Raw genomic sequence first — 26,213 nt, 5'->3', positions numbered from 1 at the left:
GTCCATCCGACCGATGGATTTGATCAGGAAGCTCAAGATTCCGAAAGCTTATTTGTTATATTCCTGTTCTAATTCATCCGCTAAATATGCATCACTCATGCAGTGCATATCCGATACGCCGTCCCGCATCAGCTGATAAACCTCAGAATTGTAGAAAAAGGCCAATGCCTCATCTAATGAAAGACCCTGCTGTTTTGAAAAACGCTCGATGACACGACTATATTTTTTCTGAAGTAAAATCGGATTTGCCTTCATACTCTTTCACTCCCTTCAAAATGTAGCAAAGATAGTGCTTTTTCTGTGCGAAAACAACTTTGCAGATTCGGCTTTTCATATCTCAACCGATTGATAGCCTCTGCTTTATCAATCAATCCGTCAAAAAACAATTCCACAGTATTAAATACCTTATCATTAGCAACACCACCAAGCACAAGGTCATAATCTGTCATATCTTTTCCGCTACGACAATTCAGAATAAAATCAAGCCATTCCTCGGAATAGGAGTCAAATTTCAAAACTTTCAGTTCAGATTCTCGGCTCTCATCATATTCATATTTTGAAATAATACCGTCTTTTCCTCGGCGTTTGAATTTTCCACACCATTTTACAGCCTGTTCATACAACGGCGTGACATAAAAGCCTCTCCCAAAGTCTACGTTATGACGGGAATGAATCAAATCAGGCTGTGCGATTCCTAAAAAAGAACCATGGTAAAGAATCATACTTCCACCCCCTTTTCTCCCATCACATCAAGGAGGTCATCTACAATATATTCCCGGCTCTGCGTATGCAAAATTTCATATTCTGGCACAATATAACCGTTAAGAATATCGCTCTTTTCGGTAAATGCCTGATAAACGCGTTCCGCATCCACCCCTAACTTTGCCGCAACATTTTCAATGCAGAATATAGCAAATTCAAGTTCATTAGAATTTTTTATCTTCTCATCTGCTACCATACACACACCTCCTCATATTACATAATGCACTATACTTCTTTACAAACAACGATTTATTGATTCCATTTTAACACAGGACATAATGTAATCAAAATTATTTTGCAAAAAAACAAGCCCAATAGCAGCATCTTGCCACATATCGGACTTGTCTGTTATTTTGATTTTTTAATAAAGCTATCTGCCAAGTGTGTCAGAGATATTTTCGGAAGATTTCACTTCCGTGCTTTCAGAGGATTTCACTTCTGTACTTTCAGAGGATTTTACCTCAGTGTTCTCAGACGATTTCACTTCAGTACTCTCAGACGATTTTACCTCCGTATTTTCGGAAGATTTCACCTCCGTATCTTCGGAAGATTTCACTTCCGTGCTTTCAGAAGATTTCATATCTGTCTTTTCCGAAGAAGGCATGTTCAGATTCCATGTGGATGCAGGGACTGGTACTTCAGTTGTCTCGGTCGGATTTTCCGTCTCTGTCTCATGGATCACATCTGGATCTTCATAAACAACCTCATCAACTCCGGTACGAAGAAGGATCCCCTTTGAACCGAGAATATTTACGCTGATCGTATCTCCATCTTTTACGTTATCGAGACTGGTTGTAACAAGTGCAGAAGAAATGTAGTTGGTAGGAACTTTCTCGCCATTTACAAAGATCTTTGTATTCTTGGTAAATCTTGAACCGTACACAGCAAAAATATTGCGGTCAGAATTTTTGCGGAGATTGGAAATCGTAACATCCTCCACATCCATCTGAAGGTCAGTAGCAGGATAGGGATCCTCGCCGCTGTAAGTATATCTTTTGCCGTAAAGTAAATCATACTGCAGATTCTCAAGACCATTTAAGTATGTCTCGGAATTGCGCTGTGTCTGATGGTAATTAAACATGGTTCCTTCGTGGATACCTGCCTGATCTGTGATCTGGGAAAGAAGCTGGTAAGCGGTCAGATCAGCATCTTCTTTCGGAAGTCCCATATTATTCCAGGTGATATATTTTGTCTTGAAAATATCACCGGATTTCATATCAGAATCAGAAAGTCCCATGGTCGGAAGATGATCGCCGAACATTACGACGATGGTATCCTCACCACGACGGTCAACAGCGGAGATCAGATCGCCGATGAAATCATCTACCTCATGGATCATATTTACGTAATATTCCCACTGATTGTTTGATTCTTCTGTTGCTGCGCCGGTAACTTTGATTGCCGGATCAGTTAAAATCTTTTCGGTCGGGTAATCACCGTGGCCTTCTACGGTGATCGTATATACAAAATCGGACTGATCTTTTGTGGAATCCAAGGCTTTTACAGTTTCCTGAACCAGTACATCATCCGTTGGCCAGTTGCCGTTTGGTGTGTACTGTGTGATGTTCATCAGCTCTTTACTGGTAAATGTGTCAAATCCCATCATGGAGAAAGCATTGTTTCTGCTGTAAAAAGTAGCTGTATTATTGTGAACTACATGTGTTCCGTAACCGATCTTTGATAAGTCAGATGCAATACTTTCGCAGTCTGTCTGTTTTAAAATGGTTTTGTAAGGATATTCACCGGTTCCGAAATACTGCATGCTCATGCCGGTTAAAACTTCAAACTCTGTGTTTGCGGTACCTGCGCCGACAACCGGAACGGTAAGATATCCGGTCGAGTAGTTACTCTCTAAATTATGGAAATTCGGAATCGGATCTTCGGACATATTTAAAAAGTTTACTTCGTAAGGATCTGTAAATGACTCTAACAGGACACAAATGATATTTGGTTCGCTGTCTTTTGAAACTGTTGTCTGTTCCTTGGAAGAATTGACCAGAGTTTCAATCGCGTCGACAGTTTCCTCAGAATAATCATCCGGTTTGCTCATACCACGGCCAACCACGCTGGTGGAGAAACCGTATACAAAACCATAATCAGCATAACCCTGGGCAATGTTGGAAAAATAGGAAGCAAGGATGTTAGAACCCTGTGCAGCCTGTGTTGTGATCGGAAGTCCTACTAAAAGTAAGGCAGCAATCGCAACTGGTCCTAATACAAAATGACGTTTTCCCTGATATTTTGGCCCTTTTGCAAAAAAGAAACCTAAAAATACAAAAAATGCAACAACAACACCGACTACAAGAGTTGCCTCTTCTGCGGTAAAATAGTTTGTATTCTGCATTGCGAACAGGTCAGAGATACATTTTAGATCGGTGTAGCTGAAAGGTGTGACACGGTTTGAAAGGATCAGACCGTTGATTGTACCAAGAAACAGCCATAAACCACTGATCAGTACACGTAGCTGCGCCCTGCACCGGAACAGGTATACGATCGAGAGCGATGCAAATACGATAAATGCATTGTAAAGGTATGCAAGTGTGTGATTATGTAAGAAAGAGATGGTTGAAAGAAAATCTCTTCTTGAAATCACTTCGATCGCAAATGTCAGCATGCATGCTAAGATAAAATGAAATACTAATGAGTACTTGTTTAAAAATGCTATCATTTTATAATATTTTTCGCCGTGTGGCTTTTTCTTTGGTAATTTTGAACGGATAAGAGAAATCTTATCAAGACAAAGATGTAATTTTTCTTTCATGGTGACCTCCCAAAGTTTCGTATAATATCAAACTGTCTATCTTTAAATGGAAATGCTGTTGTTTTTGGTATTTTGTAAAAGGTACGTAAACCCTGTGTAAAAATATTATTTTTGACACTAAGAGAATATATCGCTTCTCAGGTAAAAAATCAATCGGAAAGATGAATAAAAAAGAATGAACAATCTGTGTTTTTCTATTGAATATGAATAAAAAATGAACAAAATATGTCCAAAACAGGTAAAAACAGGAAGAAAATTGGGATTGCAAGTGTGCAAATCTCCTATATAATAAGGAAAGAAGGTAATCAGATAAGCCCCAGATATTATAAAGTGCTGTCTGCACAGGCATATCAGGAAAATGTTGCGTCGGGAAAGGAGAGCCACATATGGGAAAGTTTACTCATTTTAATAAGGAAGGAAATGCGATCATGGTGGATGTTCATGCCAAGGATGATACTTACCGTGTGGCAGTGGCAGCCGGAAAGATATATGTCAATGAGGAGGTGTATGCGGCAATCAAGGGACATACCGCAAAAAAAGGAGATGTTCTTGGGGTGGCGCGCATTGCAGGAATCATGGCTGCAAAGAAAAATTCGGAACTGATCCCCCTATGTCATATCATTGCACTGACAGACTGTGAAGTCAGCTTTAAGATGCATGATGAGGAAAGTGCTATTGAGGCAATCTGTAAGACCTCCTGTATCGGAAAGACTGGTGTTGAGATGGAGGCGATGACAGGGGTGAGTGTGACACTTCTGACCATTTACGATATGTGCAAGGCGATGGACCGTGGGATGCGGATCACCGACATTCATTTGCTGGAAAAGGATGGTGGCAAGAGTGGACATTATGTCTGTGGAAAATAAGATTGGTGCCCGCCAAATGATGGTTTGTTTATGAAATAAATCGCCCGTCCAAATGGTGTTTCATAGGCTTGTGAATGGCATCTTGCGCAAAGCCGAAGTAATTTTTGTTCCGTTGTACGAAAATAAGAAAAGTCTAGGTATGCCTGATTTAGGTTTTCTCGGAGTGACGTGACCGGCAACAACGAGTCATCCATGACTCGATGCTGCCTCGTTCTGCCATCCGTGGCAGAACATCACTGTGTGTTGACAGGCATACCAAGATTTTCTAATTTTCTCCCAAAGTCACAAAATTAGCTCCGACTTTGCGCAAGATGCCAGCCGTCAGGTTATGAACACCATTTGGGTGGGCGGTTCATCTCAAAACTGGGGGCGTAGGTGCGAATTTTTGATATTCGCTTGAATGAAAATATGCTTAAAATGCTAATGTGCTGTATCATTAATATTCATCCTAAGGAATTGCTAGAATTTTTATCTGCTGCATTGCATAATACGGATTACTTGGCAAATTGCCAGACCAAATAACACAGAATATTTTTTCAAATGTGTATGGCAATAAAGACACAAAACACTAAAAATTTACGCACTCCCAAGGTTGTAAAATGAGTTCCCCGGCGAAGGGTGGTTCACAACCTTGTGGCTGGCAAATCGCATCAAGCCGGAACTTGTTTTGTGACTTTGGGAGAAAATTAGAAAGTCTTAGTATGCCTGCCCGAAATACAGTGTTGTGCTGCCACGGACGGCAGCACAAGTCTTAATGTGCCCGGATGGCACATTTAAGACGCACACGTCACTCCACCACAATATAAATCAGGCATACTTAGACTTTCTTATTTTCGGACAACGGAACAAAACAGTCCCGGCTTGATGCAATTTGCCAATCAAAAACCCCGGAACCACCCTTCACCGGGGAACTCAACTCACACCCAAACCAGCATTTGGCGGGCAGGTTCATGGAATTATTAACAGTTATCAACAAGCATGGATATTATTGAAACAAATCAGCATAGAAATGGAGAGTAAGATGAATAATAAGTACACAGTCGGAATCATAACAGCAAGCGACAAAGGTTCAAAGGGAGAGCGTGAGGATATCAGTGGAAAACGGATCAGAGAAATACTGCCGTCTGAAAAATACGAAATTATATCCTATCGGGTGCTGCCGGACGAGCAAAAAGAGCTGGAACAGGAAATGATAAGGCTTGCGGATGAATGTAAATGCAGCCTGATCTTAACGACAGGCGGAACCGGATTTTCCCTGCGGGATGTGACACCGGAGGCAACGCTTGCCGTTTGTGACCGGAATGCACCGGGAATTGCGGAGGCAATCCGGGCTTACAGCATGACAATTACGAAGCGTGCCATGTTAAGCCGTGGTGCAAGTGCGATCCGGGGGCAGTCCCTGATCGTAAATCTGCCGGGCAGTCCAAAAGCGGTCGAGGAAAGCCTGACTTATATCTTAGATTCGCTGGAACATGGGATGGATATTTTGTTGGGGAGAGATGGGGAATGTGCGCGGAGAGGATAGCTGTGTGGTGCTGAATGAGGTGTGTCTGCCGGTTAAAATTTGTGAGATATTTTTAAAATACTATTTTCAAGCTGAGAAAATAGTGTTATACTTATAAAAGAATAACGAGGGTGTTACTGGAGAGATTCCGTAATGCCCTTTTCTGATTCATATGGTTTCCCGTATTATAAGGCAGTTCAAAATTGATGTAGCAGGAAGTTAAGAGTTGCCTATGGTATATGGAATCTTTATAAGAATAATGAAAAATTTAGCAGAAAGGCTGGAAAAAAGATGATCACAGTAAATGCAATGGGCGATACCTGCCCGATTCCGGTAGTAAAAACAAAAAATGCAATCAAAGAGCTTAAAGGTTCTGGTGTTGTGGAGACACTGGTGGATAACGAGATCGCGGTTCAGAATCTGACGAAGATGGCAAATCAGAAAGGCTATGGCGTGAAGTCTGAGAAAATAGCAGAGGGACAGTATAAAGTGACGATGGAGATTGGAGAAGGATCAGTAAATCAGAGTGATGCAATGTCTGCAACAGATACAGAAAAAGAAATCTGTACTCCAAATGCAATCCATGGAAATACGGTTGTTGTGATCTCTGCAGATCATATGGGTGAGGGTGCTGAGGAACTTGGAAAGGTACTCATCAAAGGATTTATTTATGCGCTGACAGAGCAGGATGTATTACCGAAAACCATGCTTTTTTATAACGGAGGTGCAAAACTGACCTGTGAGGAATCACCGACACTTGAGGATCTGAAATCATTAGAGGCACAGGGCGTGGAGATTTTAACCTGTGGTACATGCCTTAATCACTATGGACTTACGGATAAACTTCAGGTGGGAAGTGTAACAAATATGTATGTGATTGCTGAGAAAATGACACAGGCAGGAAATATTGTAAAACCATGATTTATTTAGATAATGCGGCAACTACATTTCCAAAACCACCGGAGGTAGAACAAGCCGTCACGGAGGCATTTCATACACTTGGAAATGCAGGAAGAGGAGCGCACGCGGCAACACTTGATGCATCCAGGATCATTTATGGAACCAGAGAGCGGCTTGCAGAATTATTTCACGCGGAAGATGCATCACGTATTGCATTTACCTGTAATGTGACAGAAGCGTTAAATATTGCGATTCAGGGTTTATTTGAACCGGGAGATCACGTGATCACATCGGTATGTGAACATAACTCTGTCCTGCGTCCATTGTATCTGATGGAGCAGCGTGGTGTGAAAGTAACGTATCTTCCCGCAGATTCTAAGGGGCGGATTTTGTATGATGAGCTGGAACATGCATATCAGTCTGATACGAAAGCAGTTGTGATCACACATGCGTCAAATCTGACAGGAAATGTGACAGATTTAGAACGTATCGCAGCATTTACACAAAAGCATCATCTATTGTTAATCGTGGATGCTGCACAGACCGCCGGAGTACTTCCAATCGATGTGCAGAAACAGAATATCGATGTACTCTGTTTTACCGGTCATAAAGGATTACTTGGCCCGCAGGGAACCGGAGGAATTTATGTGCGGAAAGGTGTGGATATCCGACCGCTTTTAGCGGGAGGAACCGGAGTCAAAAGTTACAGTAAAACGCAGCCGGAAGAAATGCCGACCGCGCTTGAAGCTGGGACATTAAACGGACATGGGATTGCCGGATTGTACGCTGCTTTGGGTTATCTGCAAAAAATGGGCATTGGTATGATCTATAAACGTGAGATGGCTCTGGCAGATCGGTTTTATAATGGCGTAAAAGATATTTCCGGTGTAAACATTTATGGAGATTTTACAACGGAAAACAGAGTGGCAGTTGTCTCATTAAATATCAGGGATTTAGATTCCGGCAGTGTAAGCGACTGGCTCTGGGAAGATTATGAGATCGCAGTCCGTGCGGGGGCACATTGTGCGCCTATGATGCATGAGACGCTTGGAACAAAAGAGCAGGGGGCAGTAAGATTCAGCTTTTCCCATTTTAATACGGATGAGGAAGTGGATGCTGCGGTGCGGGCTGTGCGGGAGATTGCGGAGGAAGCATGACGGAAAGAGTCTGCATAATAAGCGGCAAAGAAAAGAGGATAGATATGAGTTTGGGAAAAAGAAAGCTTCATGAACAGGTGAGGCTGCGTATTTATGGAGATGAGCTTATATTCGGACCTGGCATTGCACAAATTATGGAACTTGTGGAGAAAACGGGATCTCTTTCTGAGGCGTGCCGTCAGATGCAGATGGCATATTCGAAAGGCTGGAGAATTGTAAAACGCGCTGAAAATGAACTTGGCTTTTCACTTATGACCGGAAATAGTGGTGGAAAAGGCGGCGGCAATATGACATTGACAGAACAGGGAAGGAATTTCCTGGAAAAGTATCAGGCGATGGATGCGGAGTTAAAGAAGGATGCACAGACGTTGTTTGAAAAATATTTCACAAATTAATTTATAGAAAATGTCAATAACTCTCATCCTTTCAGGCATAAAACAGAGTGCGCACAGATCACGGAGGTGTAAGACAGATATGGAACAAAATCAGGAAAAAATCATATTTTGCAAGGGTGGCGGATGCACTGCAAAGCTCGGTGCAGGCATTTTAAGCAGAGTGTTAGAGCGTTTGCCGAAAGGCCCGGCAGATGAGAATCTTCTCATCGGATATGACAGCAAGGATGATGCAGCAGTCTATCGTATTTCCGATGATACGGCAATCGTACAGACCCTTGATTTTTTCCCCCCAATGGTGGATGATCCGTACACCTTTGGAAAAATTGCGGCGGCAAATGCGCTCAGTGATATCTATGCGATGGGCGGCGAAGTAAAGACAGCATTAAATATCGTATGTTTTCCGGAGAGTATGGATTTGAATATTTTAGGTGAGATCATGCGGGGCGGCTCCGAAAAAGTCATTGAGGCGGGAGGAACTCTTGCAGGCGGTCATTCCATTGCCGATACAGATGTGAAGTATGGACTTTCTGTCATGGGAATTGTGCATCCGGACAAGATCTACCCGAATAATCAGGGAAAACCGGGTGACAAACTGATCTTAACAAAGAAACTCGGAGTTGGAATTGTCTGTACGGCAAACCGTGTAAAAGAGGCATCTGATGCTGCAATGGAAGCTGCAATTGATTCCATGACAAGACTGAATAAATCTGCTTCACATATATGCCATGCATATGATATCCACGCATGTACCGATGTGACTGGATTTGGTTTCTTAGGACATCTGCATGAAATGATGGATGGGAAGTTATCCTGCCGTATTTTTGCAGACCAGGTACCTGTGATAAAAGAAGCACTTGATTATGCAGATGAGTTTTTGCTGACGGCGGCAGGTCAGAAAAACCGGAATCATGTGGGTGAATCTGTTTCATTTGAAAATGTCACTTTTGCAATGGAAGAGGTTTTATTTGATCCACAGACTTCTGGCGGACTGCTGATCGCAGTGCCAGAGAAGCAGGCAGAGGCACTTTTAGCAGATCTAAAGAAGGAAGGGCATCCGGCTGCCATAGTTGGGGAGATCCTTCCAAAATCTGAAAAGGAAATTTATGTGTGTGGATAATTGGAAAATCTGCCTGACGATTCATTACATTAAGATATTTTATAATAATTCCGGACAAAATTTAAATAGTGATATTGGCTCCAACATCACGAAATAAGGTTAGCAGGGATGGAGATCATGAGAGAAAAGAAAAATTACAGAATCATCACATTTCATACCACATCAGCGGCAATGGCAATGGAAAAATATTGCAATGAGAATTCCATCAAAGGACGGCTGATCCCGGTTCCAAGAGAACTTTCTGCAGGGTGTGGACTGGCGTGGAGAATGGAACCGGGAGATTATGAAGGGTCCGGTAAAGAAATTGAAAAATCAGGAATTGAGATGGAACAGAGTGTAGAAATATATATCTAAATAAAAAAGTATCATTCTGTTGGAAAAGACAAAATGAGACCGGAAGCCTATGAAAAGGTAAATGGTATGAATATCGCAAATATTATGGGATGTGGTAATCAAAAAGGAAATCTTAGATCGACCAGACAGTATGAGTTTTCTGTTAATCTGCTGCCAAAGATTAAAGTAGAAACCGTTGTAACGGATGAACAGGCACCGGCGATCGTGGACGAGGTTGTAAAGGAGATTCAGACAGGAAACTTTGGCGATGGTAAGATTTTTATTTATGACGTAGAAGATGCGGTCAGAATCAGAACTGGTGAGCATGGTGGTGATGCACTATAAAATACGTCAGTATTGACTTGACAAAAATTATAAGTATGGTTATTCTTATAAAAGATAGCAATGTGTAAGCTGAATGAAAGATAGCCAATGTGGGTAGAGTCCCCACATTGGTTTTCTTTTTTTCTTAATGATAATTGTCTGAAAGGCAGATGAGAAATATTGAAGAAACCATTCATTATAGTAAGAGGCGGTGGCGATCTTGCCACCGGAACCATCCACAGACTCTGGTCGGCAGGATTTCCGGTTCTGGTGCTTGAGACAGACCATCCGGCAGCAATCCGGCGTCAGGTAGCCATCTGTGAGGCTGTTTATGAGGGCAGCGCCACGGTAGAAGGCATGGAGGCTGTTTTGATCAAAGATGCTACAGAAGCAGAAAAAGTGATCGGCGCTGGAAAAGTTCCGTTACTGGTAGATCCGGACGGAGCAGCCATTGCAGCATTAAAGCCCGATGTGGTCGTTGATGCAATCCTTGCAAAGAAAAATCTCGGAACAACACGCAATATGGCAGCACTTACGGTAGGACTTGGTCCCGGATTTACTGCGGGGGAAGATGTGGATATCGTTATTGAGACAAAGCGAGGACATAATCTTGGCCGGATCATCCGTGAGGGATCAGCTATTCCCAATACCGGAATACCGGGCAATATTGGCGGCTATGCGGCAGAACGTGTGATTCATGCAGGCGCACCGGGTATTCTTTATAATGTGCATAAGATCGGCGATATTGTTGAACAGGGCGAGAGAATTGCGTATATCATGAATGAGGATGAAAATGCCAGATATTCGGTAACCGCCACGATCCCCGGTATTATCCGCGGACTGATCCGTGATGGATATCCGGTTACAAAAGGCTTTAAGATTGCAGATATCGATCCGCGCAAAAGCGAACTTTCGAACTGTTTTACCATTTCGGATAAAGCGCGCTGTATTGCAGGCAGTGTGCTTGAAGTTGTCTGTGCTTTTGACACTGACAATTTATCATAAAAAGAAAGGAGCATATGCTTCATGAAACTGATAAAAACAGAAGATGCAGTCGGTCAGGTACTCTGCCACGATATCACACAGATCATTAAGGGTGTTACAAAAGATGCGGTTTTCCGCAAAGGGCATATCATCACAGAAGAAGATATTCCGGTGCTTCTAAGTGTTGGAAAGGATCACATTTACATCTGGGAAAAAGATGACACGATTCTCCATGAAAACGAGGCAGCGCAGATTCTTTATGAGATGTGCAGAAATGACTACATGCATCCATCGGATGTCAAAGAAGGTAAAATTGAACTGATCGCGGATTGCGACGGACTGTTAAAAGTTGATAAAGAAAAATTAAAAACGGTGAACAGTTTCGGGGAAATGATGATCGCCAGCCGCCATGGAAATACACCGGTAAAAGCGGGAGACAAACTTGCTGGAACAAGGATCATCCCACTTGTGATCAAAAAAGAAAAGATGGAACGGGCAAGGCAGATTTGTGCAGATGCTCCTATTTTTACACTAAAGCCATTTCACAAGAAAAAAGCTGCGATCATCACGACGGGAAATGAAGTTTATCACGGAAGGATCGCAGATACTTTTACACCGGTCATCCGGGAAAAATTAGCAGAATATGATACGGAAGTCATTTTTCATGAGACCTTTGATGATGATAACGAAAAGATTACGGACGGCTGTCTTGCGGCAATCGAAGCAGGAGCAGATCTTGTGATCTGTACCGGGGGCATGAGTGTGGACCCGGATGATAAAACACCGCTTGCCATCAAAAATACCGGGGCAGAGATCATTTCTTACGGTGCACCGGTATTACCGGGAGCAATGTTTCTGCTTTCTTATTATAAAGAAAGCATTCCGATCCTTGGACTGCCGGGTTGTGTGATGTATGCAAAGCGTACGATTTTTGATCTGGTGCTGCCGCGCATTATGGCAGATGACAAAGTGGCCGCAGAAGAACTTGCAGCACTTGGCGAGGGTGGACTCTGTTTAAACTGTGAACACTGTATTTACCCAAATTGCGGCTTTGGAAAAGGATGGTAGCAGTAGCATAAGCTACAGAGCAGATTTTGAAATGAGATTTATGGAAAGGCATGAGGAAGTATTTGAATGAAAGATCAGACAGGCAGAGAGATTGATTATATGAGAATTTCGATTACCGATCGCTGCAATCTGCGCTGTAAGTATTGTATGCCTGGCGATATAGAGACAACGGATATGGCGAATCTGCTGACATACGAGGAAATTGTAAAAGTGACAGAGACTGCCGTGTCACTTGGAATCCGGCATGTCCGTCTGACCGGTGGAGAGCCGTTAGTGCGCCGTGGCTGTGTAGAGCTGGTCAAAAAAATAAAAAATATATCCGGCATTGATACGGTTGGAATGACCACAAATGGGGTTCTGCTTGCAGAGTATGCAAGGACTTTGAAAGAAGCAGGACTTGATAGTGTAAATGTCAGCCTGGATACTTTAGATGAGACAGAATTTCAAAGACTGACGGGACGGAATGAATTAAAAGCAGTGTTAGCAGGAATCAGGGCGGCACAGGAAGCGGAAATTCCGGTAAAGATCAATACGGTTCATTATAAAAATCTGGACTGGAGAGCCGTTCTTGCTTACGCAGATGAAAGGCAGATACCGGTACGTTTTATTGAGATGATGCCGATCGGATATGGTGCAGATTATACCGGAAGATCCAATGAAGAATTGTTCCGGCAGATCGAGGACATATATGGAAATGCCTGTGCGATGGAACCGGATCGAAAAGTGGAATCTGAAAAAGCCGGAGAGCAGGAAGTTACAGTGAAGCTGCCATATAAAAACTATGGCGCAGGACCTGCAGTTTACTGCCATTTTCCGGGATTAAATATAGATGTCGGCTTTATCAGCGCCATACATCATAAATTTTGTAAGAACTGTAATCGTATCCGTCTCACCTCTGAAGGATATTTAAAATTATGCCTCTGTTATGAAAAAGGTGTTGATCTAAGAGCAGTCCTCAGGGATCCCCAAAAGGAACAGACCTTACAGAAAGTGATGAAAGAGGCAGTTTTAGAAAAACCTATGGAACACTGTTTTGAACAGATTTCAGAAATGACAGAGCATAAAGCGATGGTACGCATTGGTGGATGAAAGAAACAGACGAAAATTATTTAGAAAGCAGAGCAGTTATATATGGGAATCATAAAAGGAATTTGCATCAGCAAAGAAAGAGGAACAGAAAAGCATGAAGTGCCTGAGGCTGAGTTTATCAGGGACTGGGGCATTCAGGGTGATGCGCATGCAGGAAAATGGCACAGACAGGTCAGTCTGCTATCCTTTGAAAAAATAGAAGAATTTCGTGCAAAAGGCGCGGATGTAGCGTTTGGAGCATTTGGCGAAAACCTGATCGTGGAGGGATTTGATTTTAAAAATCTTCTGGTCGGTACGCGGTTTCGCTGCGGGGATGTGCTGCTTGAGATGACACAAATCGGAAAAGAGTGTCATTCACATTGCCAGATTTATCAGCGGATGGGAGAATGTATCATGCCGCATGAAGGTGTATTTGCTGTTGTTTTAGAGGGCGGCATGATACATGTCGGGGATGAACTTATGATAGAATCAGTGTAACACATCCGGAATAGATCGATGAAAAGAGGATTATTATGAGAGAAATTGTGGAAGCTCTTAAGAAAAGAATCAATGAAAAGAAAAATAGTATGCTCATCACTGTGGTAGCGGGACGCGGCTCGATACCGCGAAAAGCAGGTGCATATATGGTAGTCGGCGAGGATGGCAGGGTGACCGGAACGATCGGCGGCGGTAATCTGGAATATCAGGCAATTTTGCTGGGACAAAAGCTTCTCGCCGAAAAGAAGAATTATCTGCATGAGTATAATCTTGGTCAGGAAAAATCAGCAGAACTTGGAATGGCATGCGGTGGAAATGCGACCGTCTTATTTTACTATGTGGACGCGGTGGAAGATGCTGCATGGATCGGACAGATGGAAGCGGCAGAAGAAAAAAGAAAACCATTCTGGATCCTTATGCCGTTAGAGCAAGGAAAGGTAAAAATACTGCCGGAGTTTCAGACATCTGCACATCAGTCGGTGACAGAGATTGATGGAGCGCGTTTCTATGTAGAACAATTCTCCTATGATGGAAAAGTTTATATTTTTGGAGGCGGACATTTAGCACAGGAACTTGTCCCGGTGCTGTCACATCTGGGGTTCCGCTGCATTGTTTCGGATGACAGGGAAGAATTTACAAAACCGGAACTGTTTCCGGGAGCGGAAGAGATACGGCTGATCGATTTTGGAAAACTGGAAGAGACATTTACGATTCATCCGGAAGACTACATTGTGGTCGTCACAAGAGGACATCTCTGCGATACGGATGCAGAGCGTTTTGGACTGAAAACTTCTGCCAGATATATCGGTGTTGTGGGAAGCAGGAAAAAAACAAAATTTGTATATGATAAATTGATTGCGGAGGGATTTACCGGGGAACAGCTTGCACGCGTGACAGCACCGATCGGAATTGAGATCGGAAGTGAGACTCCGGCGGAGATCGCGATCAGCATTGCGGCACAGCTGATCGAAGTGCGTGCGAGAAAAAATCATCATAAAATTAATTTTTAAAAGAAATGGTATAGAAAAAGGAGTTATATGGAGCTGATTTAAGAAGCTGCTTTTTTAGAGCTTTTTAAAATAAAAAAAAGAGGAAAAACAAATGAAACAAAAATGTGTGTGTGTATTACTTTCTGCAGCTATGGCAATGACAATGTTTGCCGGATGTGGAAACAACAAGGATCAGGCGGCAGGTGAAACCGAAGCTGCAGCAGCAGAGCCGTTTGAAGCAACAACGGTAACTGTATTTGCTGCAAAGAGTTTAAATACGGTTATGGAAGAGCTGATCGCAGAGTATAACAAAACACAGCCGAACGTATCGATCGTGGGAAGTTATGACAGTTCAGGAATCCTGATGACACAGATTGAAGAGGGAGCAGCCTGTGATGTATTTTTCTCCGCAGCACAAAAACAGATGGATCAGCTTCAGGATCAGGACGGACTGGTTATCAACGGAACCAGACATAACGTTGTAAACAATCAGGTTTGTGTCGTTACATACAAAGGCAGCGGCACGACGGTAACCGGACTTTCCGATATCGGAAATGCAAAAAGCATTGCACTTGCCGATGGTTCTGTTCCGGTTGGAAAATATACCAGACAGGCAATGGTAAATGCGGGTATGTTAGACAAAGTGGACGATGTTTCACAGATTACGACAACAGAAATCCAGAATGCACTTGGTGGTGTGGATATCAATGAGTGTGCCAATGTAGGAGCTGTAATATCTGCAGTTGCAGAAGGTTCTAATGAAGTCGGAACCGTATATTATTCAGATACTTACAGTTTTGAAGACCGTCTGGAAATCCTAGAAAAAGTTTCGTATGACCTTACCGGAAATGTTATTTATCCGGTGGCACAGATTGTAAATAACGAAGCAGATGAGTTAGAGCAGAGTGCAACAGAGGACTTTATCAATTTCCTGGTTTCGGATGATGCAAAAACAATTTTCCAGAAATACTACTTTGATACGGATGTTGAATAAAAGGTAAAAATGAAAACAGGAGGCAGTTATGAGTCAGTTGACAGCATATTTAAGTGGACTCGACTGGAGCCCGCTTTTGATATCAATTAAAACCGGAATTGTAGCAACCATTATTTCATTTTTTTTAGGCATCTATGCAGCACGAAAAGTAGTGAAAGCAGGACCGCGCATAAAGGCAGTGGCAGATGGAATTCTGACACTGCCAATGGTGCTGCCACCGACGGTGGCAGGCTTTTTTCTGCTGTTATTGTTCAGCCTGAGGAGACCGTTTGGAGCATATCTTTATGATACGTTTCATTTCAAAGTGGTACAGACCTGGCTTGGCTGTATTTTAGCGGCAACCGTGATCGCATTTCCACTCATGTACCGGAATGCCAGAGCTGCGTTTGAACAGATTGATGTAAATCTGATTTATGCGGCGCGGACACTTGGGATGCCTGAGATCAAAATTTTCTGGAAAGTGGTGGTTCCTGCGGCGGGACCGGGTATTGCATCCGGAACAGTTTTAACCTTTGCAAGGGCACTTGGTGAGTATGGTGCGACCTCAATGCTTGCAGGAAATATTCCGAAAAAAACAAGTACAATCTCACAGAAAATTGCGATGGTCATCCAGGACGGAGACTATGCGACAGCGGGATTCTGGGTGCTCGTGATATTGATCATTGCATTTTTGGTCATATTTTTGTTAAATATCATCACGGTAAAGAGTATAAAACATGTGAGCAGGTGGTAGCATGAAAAGTACTTCTAATTACTCAGAGCAGAGGCTCTTTCGTGAAGAAGTACTAAGTTTCATGCGGAAAAACGCAGGCGTTTTTCATGTGATCGATGGAGAGTATAGGCAAGTGCATTATTTTAAATGGAGATTGGAATGAGTCTGAAAGTAAATATAAAAAAGAAGTTTGGCAGCTTTTGTTTAGACGTCGCGTTCGAGACAGAGCGTGGCGTATTTGCGATTCTTGGGGCATCCGGATGTGGAAAGAGTATGACACTAAAGTGCATAGCCGGAATTGAGACACCGGACGAGGGACGGATCGAATTAAACGGCAGGGTATTATTTGATTCTGCAAAAAAGATCAATCTTACGCCACAGAAACGTCGTGTCGGCTATATGTTTCAGGATTATGCCCTGTTTCCCAATATGACAGTGGAACAGAATATCAAAGCTGGTATGGGAAAATGTCCGGATGAAGAGAAAGTAAAGTCTTATATCAGACGTTTCCGCTTAGAAGGACTTGAAAAACATTACCCCACGCAGCTTTCCGGTGGACAGAAACAGCGTGTAGCGATGGCGCGGATGATCGCTTCAGAGCCGGATATTCTGCTTTTGGATGAACCGTTTTCTGCGCTTGACAGTTATCTCAAGTGGGAGTTAGAGCAGGAAATGCGTGATATGTTAGCAGAGGTGAAAAAGCCGGTACTTTTTGTATCGCACAATCGTGATGAGGTTTATCGTCTGTGTAATATGGTAAGCTGTATCGATCATGGAAAAATGGAAGTCATTGAGGAGACAAAAGAGTTTTTCCATAATCCGAAAACAAAGACAGCGGCTGTGTTATCCGGATGTAAGAACATTTCTGCAGTGGAAATTGTGGATAATAGTCATATAAAAGCGGTGGACTGGGGGATAACTCTGTGCGTTCCGGAAATTCCAAAGGACACAAAAGCGGTTGGTATCCGGGCACATTCGTTTTATCCTGTGGATGCAGAGCCTGTTCAGGATATGAATATTTTAAGGATAGAGGAATACCGCATCATTGAGGATACGTTTGAGTGGAATATTTCATTCCGCCCATCGAAAGAGAGTGGATGGCTTCAGTGGAAAATAGCAAAAACAGAGCAGGAAGATTCGCCAGGACCAATCCCTTCTGGTCTGGCAGTGGATGCAAAAGATATTTTATTGTTGAGGGATAATGCCTATGAATAACCGACAACTGACCATTTTCCGTACAGTATGTGAAGAAGGAAGCATGACAAAGGCAGCCGAAAAACTTTATATGACACAGCCCGCAGTCAGCCAGACCATCAAGGAGTTAGAGCAGGAGAGCGGTGTCTGCTTTTTAGAGCGCTATAACCGCAAAGTAGTACCGACGGAGAGCGGCAGGCTGCTCTATCAGTATGCGTGTCATATCCTTGGACTGTATCATGATTTAGAACAGCATTTGAAAGAAACGGAAGGTGTGCGGACGATCCGTATCGGTGCAAACCTTTCGGTTGGAGTAAAAATGCTGCGTGGATTTATCCGTACATTTGAAAAAAAATATCCGGACATTCGTGTGAAAGTGATTGTCAGTGGATCGGTAAAGCTGATGGAACTTTTAAGAACGCATCAGATCGATCTGGGTATCATGGAAGATCTGCCTGGTGAGACGGACTATATACAGGAGCCGTTTGCAAAGGACAGGACTCTTGTTGTTGCAGCACCCGGTCATCCGTTGGCGGGCATGGAGCATGTCAGGTTTGAGGATCTGAAAAAAGAAACTTTTCTTTTGCGGGAAAAGGGAGCCGGTGTACGTGACCGGTTTGAAGCTATTTTAAGGACAAAAGACTGCGTAATCGAACCTTTATGGGAGAGCCGGAGCACAAAAGTACTCGTACAGGCGGTGGAAGATGGATTTGGTATTTCGGTACTGCCATATTTTCTGATTGAGGAATATTTAAAGGCTGGCCGTCTGGTGGAAATAAAAGTAGAAGATATTTGTCTTGAAAGAAACTTAAATCTGGTATATCATCCACATAAGGTTTGGAATGATCCACTGCGTGATTTTATGGATATTGTACGTCAATATGGGAATGATGAGAGGTAGAGTAAAATTTCCTATTACATAAAAAAAGAACAGGATTTCTACGGTGGAAATACTGTTCTTTTCTATGCTATAAATGTGTGTGTGTATATAGCAATTAAAATGTATCATAAATTTGATATAACTTCAAATAGGATAAAATTATAGAAAACATAAGTAAATACTTATGAGAACGGAGATAAGATATGAACCTGTTAGATATCATCGGACCTGTAATGGTCGGCCCGTCCAGTTCGCATACGGCGGGAGCCGTCAGAATCGGGAGAGTCAGCCGTAAACTGCTGGCGGAAGAAGTAAAAGAAGCAAAAATATACTTTCATGGTTCGTTCCTTGCGACGGGCAAGGGACACGGCACAGATAAGGCGCTGATTGCCGGATTATTAGGAATGCAGGTGGATGATCCGGCAATACCGGACAGTTTCAGGATTGCGGAGAAGAGAGGAATGAGATTTTCCCTGGAGGGGATCGACCTCGGTGATGTTCATCCAAATTCGGTGAAAATGAATCTGACAGGTATTTCCGGGCGTACACTTGAAGTGATTGCAGCTTCGATCGGAGGCGGGCGGATACAGATCTGCGAGCTTGACGGGATCACTGCCAATTTCAGTGGCGATTATCCGACACTGATCGTGCATAATATCGACCAGCCGGGACATGTTACCGAGGTAACATCCATGCTTGCCCATAAAGGCGTCAATATTGCCACAATGCAGCTTTACCGGAAAAGCAGAGGCGGCAATGCTGTCATGGTCATAGAGTGTGACCAGGAAGTGCCGAAAGAATCACTTGCATGGTTAGAGCGCTTAGAGGGTATATTAAAGGTAACGTATTGCAGCCTGGTGGAAGAGTAGAGATTAATACACCTTTTGATACATTAATCAAATATATCATAGAAAGTTGGAAGTAGTGTGAAAAATAACATTTTTCACACGCAGGAATGGAGATTTTTATGTATGGATCATTACAGGAATTATGTGAATTAGAAGAAGCATCCGGGAAACCATTTTGGAAGATCGTGCAGGAGGATGACTGCCGGGAACAGGGAATCACGGAGGATGTGTCTTTTGGGCAGATGCGCGCGATGTATCAAGCAATGAAGGATGCGGACGAGCGTTATGATGAAAAATTAAAATCCGAGAGCGGGCTTGTCGGCACAGAGGGCAAAAAAATGATGGATGCAAGGGCTGCGGGTAATTTACTATGCGGCGATTTTATTGGGAAAGTCATGGAAAAGGCATTAAAAACCAGTGAGTCGAATGCCTGCATGAAGCGTATCGTGGCGGCGCCGACGGCTGGTTCATGTGGTGTTGTTCCAGCAGTATTTCTGAGTCTGCAGGAAGAAAAGGGATATTCCGAAGAGAAAATGGTGGAGGCATTGTTTGTGGCAGCAGGCATCGGCGGCGTAATCGCAGAGCGGGCTTTTTTAGCTGGTGCAGCGGGCGGCTGTCAGGCGGAGATAGGTTCGGCATCTGCGATGGCGGCTGGCGGTGTCATGCACTTATTAGGAGGCAGTGCAAAAGAGATCGCAAATGCGGCAGCACTGGCATTAAAAAATCTGCTGGGACTTGCCTGTGATCCGGTTGCCGGATTAGTGGAAGTGCCGTGTGTCAAACGAAATGTGATGGGAGCAGTCAATGCGCTGACTTCTGCCGATCTGACGAGAGCCGGCATATTCAGTAAAATTCCGCCGGATGAAGTGATCGATGCGATGCGAAGCATTGGAAGAAGCATGTCCGAAGATATCCGGGAGACAGGAAAAGGTGGACTTGCCGGAACACCGACCGGAGTGGAGATCCGTGAGCGGATGGACGGGGGCAGAACGCAGGAATAAAAGGGGAATGTTTAAAGCAACACACATAACGATCTGATTTACAGATCAGTTATGATGGTGTTGCTTTTTTATTATAAAAAATTTTTTGAATAAAATAGTTGACAATATCACATCTTAGTGCTATGGTTAGTTACACAAGTAATGAACCACATAACTAAATAACGAAGTGACGAAATATAAAAATTTGAGAAAGGAGCCATTATGCATGAATGAAATATTAACGCAGGAGAAATCCATTTATCTGCAGATCGCAGAAATGATCGAAACAGATATTTTGAGGGATATTCTTCTGGAGGAAGAGCGTGTGCCGAGTACTAATGAGCTGGCAAAGCTATATGCGATCAACCCGGCGACCGCAGCAAAGGGCGTAAATATATTGGTAGATGAAGGAATCTTATATAAGAAAAGAGGAATCGGCATGTTTGTAGCAGAAGGGGCAAAAGAAAACATTTTAAACCGCAGACGAAATGAGTTTTATACGCACTATGTCAAAAAGTTATTAGAGGAAGCAGCGAGTTTAGGACTTGATAAAAATGAGGTCATTAAAATGATCCAGTCAGCAGATAAATAAAAGGGGGAAAATAAAATGGAAGCAATCATTTGCAGCAATGTCAATAAGAGTTATGGGAAAAAAGAGGTTTTAAAAAATATAGATTTTACACTGGAAAAAGGAAAAATCTATGGTCTGATCGGAAGAAACGGTGCAGGAAAAACAACACTGTTATCAATCTTGTCCGCGCAGAATCCGTCGACAGAGGGAAGTGTGACATGGAATGGTGAAAAGGTCTGGGAAAATAGAAAAGCATTAGATCATATCTGCTTTTCGAGAGAACTGTCGACCAACCTGTATGGAAGCGGTGCCAGTGCTTTAAAAGTAAAAGAGTATTTAAAGAATGCATCTTATTATTATCCGAACTGGGATCAGAAGATGGCAGATGAGCTGATCGAGAAGTTTGAATTGAACACGAAACAGCGCATCAACAAAATGTCAAAAGGTATGCTTTCCATGGTAACGATCATTGTTGCACTTGCCAGCAAAGCGGATTTCACATTTTTAGATGAGCCGGTGGCGGGGTTAGATGTTGTGATGCGCGAGTACTTTTACCATAAACTGATGGAAGAGTATACAGAGACAGGACGGACTTTTGTGATATCCACGCACATTATCGAGGAGGCAGCAGACCTGATGGAAGAGGTCATTATGATTAAGGATGGCAGTCTTTTGCTGAAAGAAAATACACAGGATCTGTTGGAGAGAAGTTACCATGTCAGCGGACTTGCGGAAGTGGTAGACCGGGCGACGGAAGGATATGAGAAACATCACGAGGAAAAAATGGGACGCAGCAAGAGTGTGACCATACTTTTAAAAGAAGACCAGGCGCTGCCAAAGGGTTATGATGTGACGATACAGCCAATCAGCCTGGAGAAATTATTTGTTTCACTGTGCGGATTAGATGACTAGGAAATAGCGGGAGGAATGGAAAATGGAACAGTCTAAAATGATAATAAAAAGGAATCTGCTTTTCTGGGGGAAATATGGCGTGCAGATGACAGCGATCCTTATGGGTTTTGTTATATTGTATGGCTTCTTTTTCAGCCTGGGTAACAGTGCCGACGATGGATTCTGGCAAAATGCCAATCTTTTTGCCATCCTTATAGGAATTATGTTTAATTACATCGGACCAATCAGTTATGCAGGTGCGTATATCCCGATGGTCATTTCCTTTGGCTCTGGCAGAAAAGAGGCTGCATGGGGAGCACAGCTTTTGTATGCAGTCTATGCAGTCACGTCATATCTGTTTATCCTTTTTACAGGCTATATGTCAGTTGGCAGATTGGAAGGCTTTAAAAATATACTGATTGCGGAAGCGTTCCTTTTCTGCATAGCATTCGGACAGATCTGTGCTGTATTGCAGATGCATTATGGAAAAAAGGGAATGGCGGTAGGAATTATTATAACGATAGCAGTGGTATTTTTTGTGGGTGCCGGTTTTGTTACAGGAGTCGGGTTTTGTGATACGGTGATCGCATGGGTTGAAAGCCTGTCCGGCAGTATTGTTGCAGGAGTGCTTGTGATCGGTGCAGTTGCAGCGGCAGTGTTTTATGTAATAAGCCTGGTCATGATGCTTCGTGTTGTGTCAAAGTATGAAGTTCGTGTGTAATAAATTTGTGCAGAAAACCGGGACGATATGAAAGGCGCAGGGTGTGAAAAATGATCGAAAATTTTTTGATACAGTGTAAAACAAGAAAGATGGAAGTGTTGCAGTTCCTTGTGGCTGCATTTGGCGGTTATGTGTTTGGAATCATTGTTATGATGATTATCCGGGCAAACACCGTGGAAAAAGAATGTGTAACGCTTGGAATGCTGATTGGGATGATTATATTGGTATTTATGCATTTCTTTGGAATCACATTTTCATTTGTTGGAGAGTTTAATATGGCGCTGTCTATGGGCGCAACAAGAAAATCATTTGTGGGAAGCTATGCATTGTTTAATATGGTGGAACTTGCAGGCTTGGAATTGTTACTGTTTGTACTTGGAAAGATAGAACTTGCATTAATCAGTGTGATCTATCCGCAGTGTGAAATTATACTGGATGTTACACAGTATTTTCAGTGGAAATATCTTCTTGCGGTTATCGTTGGAATGACGGTTGTTGAACTGTTTTTAGGGGCTGTGATCCTTAGGTTTGGCATGAAAGCATTCTGGGTAGTATGGGCGATCTGGATGTTTCTCACACTTGTGCCGGTCAAATTGAGTGAAAATGAAGTGATGGCAGCAAAGATGCATCAGCTTGGTGAACAGATCGGTCTGGAAAATATCGTGCAGTATCTGTTTGCCGCCGGAGTTGTGGCAGCAGTTATTATGGCAGTGCTGGGGTGGAATTTATTGAAAAAACAAAGAGTGACAGTATAAGAAGAAAAGGCAGAGCCGGGGATGAAGCGGTTCTGCCTTTTCTTTATGCATAATTTATGCATGCATAGATTATGTGCAATTAGTATTTGTTGCTGCGTCTCCAGATGTGCATTTTCTCAGCCTCTTTGATCAGCTCGTCACGGAAATCCGGGTGAGCGATGGAGATCAATGCTTCGGCTTTCTGCCATGCGGAAAGTCCTTTGACATTTACTTTACCATATTCCGTTACAACATAATGTGTGTTGGCACGGGTATCAGTTACGATGGAACCGTTTGCCAATGTCGGGCGGATTCTTGACTGTACCTGTCCGTCTTTGGTCTTAAAGGTCGAGGACAGGCAGATAAAGCTCTTGCCGCCTTTTGACAGATAAGCACCTAATACGAAGTCTAACTGTCCGCCGGCACCACTGATCTGCTTGATACCTGCTGACTCTGCATTGACCTGACCGAAGAGGTCGATATCAACGGCGTTGTTGATGGAGATAAAGTTATCGAGTGCAGAGATGGAACGGATATCGTTGGTATAGTCAACCGGAGCACTCATTAGCTCTGGGTTGTCGTCTAAGTAATCGTACATTTTTTTGGTACCTGCACCGAAAGCGTAGGTCTGACGGTAACGGTCGATATTTTTCTTTGCACCGGTGATCTTTCCTGCTTTTGCGATGTCAACAAATGCATCTACATACATCTCTGTGTGGACACCGAGGTCTTTTAAGTCAGACTCTGCAATCAGGGAACCGACAGCGTTTGGCATACCGCCGATACCAAGCTGTAAGCATGCACCGTTCGGGATCTCATCTACGATCAGCTTTGCAACCGTCTTGTCGATGTCTGTTGCAGGACCGCCGGCACCGAGCTCACCGATCGGAGGATTCGAACCCTCTACGATATAGGTAACATCGGAAATGTGAATTCCGCATTCTGTTCCGCCAAGGCAGCGCGGCATATTTTCATTTACCTCTACGATGATGTGTTTTGCTCTCTCACACATTGCACCGAGATGGGAGGCACTTGGTCCGAAATTGAAATATCCGTGGGAATCCATCGGGGCTACCTGGAACATTGCTACATCATCCGGGCAGTCAAGCTCGCGGTAATAACGTGGCAGTTCGGAGTAACGGATCGGTGAATAGAAAGCGCATCCGCGGCTGATCATTTTACGTTCGATACCGGACATATGCCATGAGTTCCATGTAAAGTGCTCACCGGCATCTTCGCGTGCGAAAGTAGCTAACGGTTTTAAAAGGATACCACCGCGCAGGTTCACGTTTGTCAGCTCATCGGTACGTTTTGCCAGCGCCTGATCAAGGGCATCTACGGTGTTTGTACACCAGCCGAAATCAACCCAGTCACCGGATTTGATCAATTTTACCGCCTCGTCGGCAGATACAAGTTTCTGTTTGTATTCCTGTGAATAATCCATCACAAATACCTCCTCATAATTGTAAAAAATCATGATATAAAAAGATTGTTAAAAATTTACCATAGTCTTATCCTAACACTTTATGGAGAGTTTGACAAGTCAATTAAGTTACTGTTCACACATACTGTGTGAGCAGTAACGATTACAGCCCATTTTAAATGCATCTTCGATGCATGGGGCTGTAATCTGGCATGATATAGTCTTTGGCGCACAGCTTGACAGCAAGTGTCAAGCTTGCGAGTGAACAGTAACTCAATTAATTCTCTGCCGGCATCGTCCAGCTCTGCGACTCACGGCGGTATTTTTCCAGCGCTTCCTCATAGCTTGAGACCAGCATGGTATCGGAAGGAATATTCGATTTGGCTTCGGCGAGAAGCAGTTCATAACATTCGACCAATCCGTATAGTGGGAGATCGCCGTTGGTGTGGACATCTAAGATGCTCTCCGTCTCGTAGGCGGCATTGTAAAACCAGATAACAGCCTCATTTAAATCCTTCTGTGCAAGAAAATAGGTGCCAAGTTCATAACAGATCTCGGAACATGGAGTGGTCAGCATATCCTTCATCGTCAGCTTGAAAAATTCATTTTTGTTGTCCTCTAAGCGGTACACATGCGCGAGTACGCAGGAGGCTTCTTTCATGGCATCATCGGAGAGGTCATGTTCTAAAATATACTGGAAAATTGGTTTCGCATCCTGAAAGTCTTTTGTGTCACCGGTCTTTAACAGCTCTTTGGCATACATCGTGCGGATCTTCGGAGAGAGTTCGTGGCCGCTCTGGAAGTTTTTGATAAATATGGAAAAATCACGTTTGCTGTGAAAATTCTGCGGTTTATGTAAAATCTCAACGTCGCTGTCGAAGATCACAGGAGTCAGGCGGACTGTCTCGTGCACCGGATCGACCCAGGTAAAGGTGCGCAGACGCTTGAACAGTTTCGGACGGTATTCTTTTTTTGCATTTAAAACGGTGTCGAAATCGGCATCCGTCACATATTTCATCTGAACGATCTCAATTTCCGGCAGCAGTGCATTTTTGAGCCGGAGAAAACGCTCATGGTTAAAATCATCTAAAACTTCGTCCGCATCGGCGGCATATATGTAATCCATATTCGCTTTTGAAAAAGAAAAATTTCTCGCCGCGGAAAAATCGCTCGTCCATTTAAAATCATAGACCTGACTGGTATATTTTGCAGCGATCTCCTTTGTGTGGTCCGTGGAACCGGTATCCACGATGATGATCTCATCCATCAGATCTGCAATCGAGTCGAGACATCGCGCGAGAACAGCCTCCTCATTTTTAACGATCATGCATAAACTTATCGTAGCCATGGAAAATCCCCCTGTTGTGTATATTTTTAAGACTGGATCTGTCAATATATTTTTGTATTTATTATATCGGACATGACAGGCAGTTACAAGAAACAGTTTTTGCTCAAAAAATATTTTATAGGCAGTATGGAATGTGCTACAATGGGTAAATGCAAAAATCAGGAAATGAGGAAAACAAATGAAATTAAATG

The 26,213-nt window shown here is 43.2% G+C and carries 29 protein-coding genes; 23 read left to right on the top strand and 6 right to left on the bottom strand.

The window, feature by feature from the left end; translation table 11 throughout:
• Positions 1-48: 48 nt before the first annotated feature.
• The 4 genes from ACDD58_RS03165 to ACDD58_RS03150 form a co-directional block, all read right to left on the bottom strand.
• Positions 49-255: a DUF3791 domain-containing protein gene (locus tag ACDD58_RS03165; protein WP_186899226.1), complete on the bottom strand. Its 207-nt coding sequence runs from the start codon at positions 253-255 to the stop codon at positions 49-51.
• Positions 252-722 carry a DUF3990 domain-containing protein gene (locus ACDD58_RS03160; protein WP_186899225.1) on the bottom strand — a complete coding sequence of 157 codons (471 nt, stop codon included), beginning with the start codon at positions 720-722 and terminating at the stop codon, positions 252-254. The genes ACDD58_RS03165 and ACDD58_RS03160 overlap by 4 nt, the downstream gene beginning before the upstream one ends.
• On the bottom strand, positions 719-958 hold the full coding sequence (locus ACDD58_RS03155) for a DUF3791 domain-containing protein (protein ID WP_186899224.1): 240 nt from the start codon (positions 956-958) through the stop codon (positions 719-721). Before ACDD58_RS03155 ends, ACDD58_RS03160 begins: the two co-directional genes overlap by 4 nt.
• Positions 959-1,132: 174 nt before the next feature.
• A complete protein-coding gene (locus ACDD58_RS03150) occupies positions 1,133-3,523 on the bottom strand; it encodes an LTA synthase family protein (RefSeq protein WP_186899223.1) in 2,391 nt (796 codons plus the stop codon).
• 386 nt (positions 3,524-3,909) lie between these two features.
• Here ACDD58_RS03150 and moaC point away from each other — a divergent pair, with 386 nt between their 5' ends.
• The 23 genes from moaC to ACDD58_RS03035 all read left to right on the top strand — a co-directional run bounded on the left by moaC (position 3,910) and on the right by ACDD58_RS03035 (position 23,272).
• Positions 3,910-4,389 carry a cyclic pyranopterin monophosphate synthase MoaC gene (moaC, locus tag ACDD58_RS03145; RefSeq protein WP_370775690.1) on the top strand — a complete coding sequence of 160 codons (480 nt, stop codon included), beginning with the start codon at positions 3,910-3,912 and terminating at the stop codon, positions 4,387-4,389.
• Between the two features lie 1,021 nt (positions 4,390-5,410).
• Positions 5,411-5,914: a molybdenum cofactor biosynthesis protein B gene (locus ACDD58_RS03140; RefSeq protein WP_118210722.1), complete on the top strand. Its 504-nt coding sequence runs from the start codon at positions 5,411-5,413 to the stop codon at positions 5,912-5,914.
• A 270-nt stretch (positions 5,915-6,184) separates the two neighbouring features.
• Entirely contained in the window at positions 6,185-6,814 is a 630-nt protein-coding gene (gene yedF / locus ACDD58_RS03135) for a sulfurtransferase-like selenium metabolism protein YedF (protein WP_370775687.1), read from the top strand.
• Positions 6,811-7,950, top strand: coding sequence for an aminotransferase class V-fold PLP-dependent enzyme (locus ACDD58_RS03130; protein WP_370775685.1), 1,140 nt, complete (start codon positions 6,811-6,813; stop codon positions 7,948-7,950). Before yedF ends, ACDD58_RS03130 begins: the two co-directional genes overlap by 4 nt.
• A 44-nt stretch (positions 7,951-7,994) precedes the next feature.
• Entirely contained in the window at positions 7,995-8,345 is a 351-nt protein-coding gene (locus ACDD58_RS03125) for a winged helix-turn-helix domain-containing protein (RefSeq protein ID WP_117920694.1), read from the top strand.
• A gap of 79 nt (positions 8,346-8,424) precedes the next feature.
• On the top strand, positions 8,425-9,462 hold the full coding sequence (gene selD, locus ACDD58_RS03120) for a selenide, water dikinase SelD (protein ID WP_370775682.1): 1,038 nt from the start codon (positions 8,425-8,427) through the stop codon (positions 9,460-9,462).
• 117 nt (positions 9,463-9,579) lie between these two features.
• Entirely contained in the window at positions 9,580-9,816 is a 237-nt protein-coding gene (locus ACDD58_RS03115; protein WP_117920693.1) for a DUF3343 domain-containing protein, read from the top strand.
• Between the two features lie 33 nt (positions 9,817-9,849).
• On the top strand, positions 9,850-10,140 hold the full coding sequence (locus tag ACDD58_RS03110; protein ID WP_186899220.1) for a P-II family nitrogen regulator: 291 nt from the start codon (positions 9,850-9,852) through the stop codon (positions 10,138-10,140).
• 156 nt (positions 10,141-10,296) lie between these two features.
• Positions 10,297-11,124: a selenium-dependent molybdenum cofactor biosynthesis protein YqeB gene (gene yqeB / locus ACDD58_RS03105; protein ID WP_370775767.1), complete on the top strand. Its 828-nt coding sequence runs from the start codon at positions 10,297-10,299 to the stop codon at positions 11,122-11,124.
• A 21-nt stretch (positions 11,125-11,145) separates the two neighbouring features.
• The gene (locus tag ACDD58_RS03100; protein ID WP_370775679.1) at positions 11,146-12,171 is read left to right on the top strand and encodes a molybdopterin-binding protein; all 1,026 of its coding nucleotides are present in this window, start codon (positions 11,146-11,148) and stop codon (positions 12,169-12,171) included.
• A 66-nt stretch (positions 12,172-12,237) separates the two neighbouring features.
• Complete coding sequence (gene moaA / locus ACDD58_RS03095; protein ID WP_117920665.1) at positions 12,238-13,260, top strand: GTP 3',8-cyclase MoaA; 1,023 nt, start codon at positions 12,238-12,240, stop codon at positions 13,258-13,260.
• 42 nt (positions 13,261-13,302) lie between these two features.
• Entirely contained in the window at positions 13,303-13,737 is a 435-nt protein-coding gene (locus ACDD58_RS03090; protein ID WP_370775676.1) for an MOSC domain-containing protein, read from the top strand.
• Between the two features lie 35 nt (positions 13,738-13,772).
• On the top strand, positions 13,773-14,747 hold the full coding sequence (locus tag ACDD58_RS03085; RefSeq protein WP_370775674.1) for an XdhC family protein: 975 nt from the start codon (positions 13,773-13,775) through the stop codon (positions 14,745-14,747).
• Between the two features lie 91 nt (positions 14,748-14,838).
• Entirely contained in the window at positions 14,839-15,720 is an 882-nt protein-coding gene (gene modA, locus ACDD58_RS03080) for a molybdate ABC transporter substrate-binding protein (protein WP_370775672.1), read from the top strand.
• Positions 15,721-15,748: 28 nt separating this feature from the next.
• Positions 15,749-16,453 (top strand): molybdate ABC transporter permease subunit, encoded by a 705-nt coding sequence (gene modB, locus ACDD58_RS03075; RefSeq protein ID WP_117920661.1) that lies wholly within the window; start codon positions 15,749-15,751, stop codon positions 16,451-16,453.
• A 138-nt stretch (positions 16,454-16,591) separates the two neighbouring features.
• Positions 16,592-17,647, top strand: a complete 1,056-nt coding sequence (locus tag ACDD58_RS03070) for a sulfate/molybdate ABC transporter ATP-binding protein (protein WP_186899214.1) — start codon at positions 16,592-16,594, stop codon at positions 17,645-17,647.
• Positions 17,640-18,527: a LysR family transcriptional regulator gene (locus tag ACDD58_RS03065; protein WP_370775670.1), complete on the top strand. Its 888-nt coding sequence runs from the start codon at positions 17,640-17,642 to the stop codon at positions 18,525-18,527. The genes ACDD58_RS03070 and ACDD58_RS03065 overlap by 8 nt, the downstream gene beginning before the upstream one ends.
• A 182-nt stretch (positions 18,528-18,709) precedes the next feature.
• Complete coding sequence (gene sdaAB, locus ACDD58_RS03060; RefSeq protein ID WP_186899213.1) at positions 18,710-19,375, top strand: L-serine ammonia-lyase, iron-sulfur-dependent subunit beta; 666 nt, start codon at positions 18,710-18,712, stop codon at positions 19,373-19,375.
• A gap of 98 nt (positions 19,376-19,473) precedes the next feature.
• On the top strand, positions 19,474-20,355 hold the full coding sequence (gene sdaAA / locus ACDD58_RS03055; RefSeq protein ID WP_370775668.1) for an L-serine ammonia-lyase, iron-sulfur-dependent, subunit alpha: 882 nt from the start codon (positions 19,474-19,476) through the stop codon (positions 20,353-20,355).
• Positions 20,356-20,560: 205 nt separating this feature from the next.
• The gene (locus ACDD58_RS03050; protein ID WP_186899211.1) at positions 20,561-20,926 is read left to right on the top strand and encodes a GntR family transcriptional regulator; all 366 of its coding nucleotides are present in this window, start codon (positions 20,561-20,563) and stop codon (positions 20,924-20,926) included.
• Positions 20,927-20,941: 15 nt separating this feature from the next.
• Positions 20,942-21,817 carry an ABC transporter ATP-binding protein gene (locus tag ACDD58_RS03045; protein ID WP_186899210.1) on the top strand — a complete coding sequence of 292 codons (876 nt, stop codon included), beginning with the start codon at positions 20,942-20,944 and terminating at the stop codon, positions 21,815-21,817.
• 22 nt (positions 21,818-21,839) lie between these two features.
• Positions 21,840-22,517: a membrane-spanning protein gene (locus ACDD58_RS03040; RefSeq protein ID WP_186899209.1), complete on the top strand. Its 678-nt coding sequence runs from the start codon at positions 21,840-21,842 to the stop codon at positions 22,515-22,517.
• Between the two features lie 50 nt (positions 22,518-22,567).
• Complete coding sequence (locus tag ACDD58_RS03035) at positions 22,568-23,272, top strand: hypothetical protein (protein ID WP_186899208.1); 705 nt, start codon at positions 22,568-22,570, stop codon at positions 23,270-23,272.
• 79 nt (positions 23,273-23,351) lie between these two features.
• On the opposite strand, the gene ACDD58_RS03030 is transcribed toward ACDD58_RS03035, so the two are convergent.
• Both ACDD58_RS03030 and ACDD58_RS03025 read right to left on the bottom strand, forming a co-directional pair.
• Positions 23,352-24,695, bottom strand: coding sequence for a butyryl-CoA:acetate CoA-transferase (locus ACDD58_RS03030; protein WP_370775664.1), 1,344 nt, complete (start codon positions 24,693-24,695; stop codon positions 23,352-23,354).
• A gap of 256 nt (positions 24,696-24,951) precedes the next feature.
• Positions 24,952-26,022, bottom strand: coding sequence for a glycosyltransferase family 2 protein (locus tag ACDD58_RS03025; protein WP_370775662.1), 1,071 nt, complete (start codon positions 26,020-26,022; stop codon positions 24,952-24,954).
• Positions 26,023-26,213 lie beyond the last annotated feature (191 nt).

Origin of the sequence: Roseburia sp., from assembly GCF_041325975.1 — a bacterium.
Classification (GTDB): domain Bacteria; phylum Bacillota; class Clostridia; order Lachnospirales; family Lachnospiraceae; genus Roseburia; species Roseburia rectibacter.
The sequence above is the reverse complement of the archived record's forward strand: the minus strand, read 5'-3'. Positions and strand labels throughout refer to the sequence as shown.

Bases quoted from the DNA above. Each gene is read 5' to 3' on its own strand.
- ACDD58_RS03165 (WP_186899226.1), bottom strand. From the start codon at position 255: ATGAAGGCAAATCCGATTTTACTTCAGAAAAAATATAGTCGTGTCATC.
- ACDD58_RS03160 (WP_186899225.1), bottom strand. From the start codon at position 722: ATGATTCTTTACCATGGTTCTTTTTTAGGAATCGCACAGCCTGATTTG.
- ACDD58_RS03155 (WP_186899224.1), bottom strand. From the start codon at position 958: ATGGTAGCAGATGAGAAGATAAAAAATTCTAATGAACTTGAATTTGCT.
- ACDD58_RS03150 (WP_186899223.1), bottom strand. From the start codon at position 3,523: ATGAAAGAAAAATTACATCTTTGTCTTGATAAGATTTCTCTTATCCGT.
- moaC (WP_370775690.1), top strand. From the start codon at position 3,910: ATGGGAAAGTTTACTCATTTTAATAAGGAAGGAAATGCGATCATGGTG.
- ACDD58_RS03140 (WP_118210722.1), top strand. From the start codon at position 5,411: ATGAATAATAAGTACACAGTCGGAATCATAACAGCAAGCGACAAAGGT.
- yedF (WP_370775687.1), top strand. From the start codon at position 6,185: ATGATCACAGTAAATGCAATGGGCGATACCTGCCCGATTCCGGTAGTA.
- ACDD58_RS03130 (WP_370775685.1), top strand. From the start codon at position 6,811: ATGATTTATTTAGATAATGCGGCAACTACATTTCCAAAACCACCGGAG.
- ACDD58_RS03125 (WP_117920694.1), top strand. From the start codon at position 7,995: ATGAGTTTGGGAAAAAGAAAGCTTCATGAACAGGTGAGGCTGCGTATT.
- selD (WP_370775682.1), top strand. From the start codon at position 8,425: ATGGAACAAAATCAGGAAAAAATCATATTTTGCAAGGGTGGCGGATGC.
- ACDD58_RS03115 (WP_117920693.1), top strand. From the start codon at position 9,580: ATGAGAGAAAAGAAAAATTACAGAATCATCACATTTCATACCACATCA.
- ACDD58_RS03110 (WP_186899220.1), top strand. From the start codon at position 9,850: ATGAGACCGGAAGCCTATGAAAAGGTAAATGGTATGAATATCGCAAAT.
- ACDD58_RS03100 (WP_370775679.1), top strand. From the start codon at position 11,146: ATGAAACTGATAAAAACAGAAGATGCAGTCGGTCAGGTACTCTGCCAC.
- moaA (WP_117920665.1), top strand. From the start codon at position 12,238: ATGAAAGATCAGACAGGCAGAGAGATTGATTATATGAGAATTTCGATT.
- ACDD58_RS03090 (WP_370775676.1), top strand. From the start codon at position 13,303: ATGGGAATCATAAAAGGAATTTGCATCAGCAAAGAAAGAGGAACAGAA.
- ACDD58_RS03085 (WP_370775674.1), top strand. From the start codon at position 13,773: ATGAGAGAAATTGTGGAAGCTCTTAAGAAAAGAATCAATGAAAAGAAA.
- modA (WP_370775672.1), top strand. From the start codon at position 14,839: ATGAAACAAAAATGTGTGTGTGTATTACTTTCTGCAGCTATGGCAATG.
- modB (WP_117920661.1), top strand. From the start codon at position 15,749: ATGAGTCAGTTGACAGCATATTTAAGTGGACTCGACTGGAGCCCGCTT.
- ACDD58_RS03070 (WP_186899214.1), top strand. From the start codon at position 16,592: ATGAGTCTGAAAGTAAATATAAAAAAGAAGTTTGGCAGCTTTTGTTTA.
- ACDD58_RS03065 (WP_370775670.1), top strand. From the start codon at position 17,640: ATGAATAACCGACAACTGACCATTTTCCGTACAGTATGTGAAGAAGGA.
- sdaAB (WP_186899213.1), top strand. From the start codon at position 18,710: ATGAACCTGTTAGATATCATCGGACCTGTAATGGTCGGCCCGTCCAGT.
- sdaAA (WP_370775668.1), top strand. From the start codon at position 19,474: ATGTATGGATCATTACAGGAATTATGTGAATTAGAAGAAGCATCCGGG.
- ACDD58_RS03050 (WP_186899211.1), top strand. From the start codon at position 20,561: ATGAATGAAATATTAACGCAGGAGAAATCCATTTATCTGCAGATCGCA.
- ACDD58_RS03045 (WP_186899210.1), top strand. From the start codon at position 20,942: ATGGAAGCAATCATTTGCAGCAATGTCAATAAGAGTTATGGGAAAAAA.
- ACDD58_RS03040 (WP_186899209.1), top strand. From the start codon at position 21,840: ATGGAACAGTCTAAAATGATAATAAAAAGGAATCTGCTTTTCTGGGGG.
- ACDD58_RS03035 (WP_186899208.1), top strand. From the start codon at position 22,568: ATGATCGAAAATTTTTTGATACAGTGTAAAACAAGAAAGATGGAAGTG.
- ACDD58_RS03030 (WP_370775664.1), bottom strand. From the start codon at position 24,695: ATGGATTATTCACAGGAATACAAACAGAAACTTGTATCTGCCGACGAG.
- ACDD58_RS03025 (WP_370775662.1), bottom strand. From the start codon at position 26,022: ATGGCTACGATAAGTTTATGCATGATCGTTAAAAATGAGGAGGCTGTT.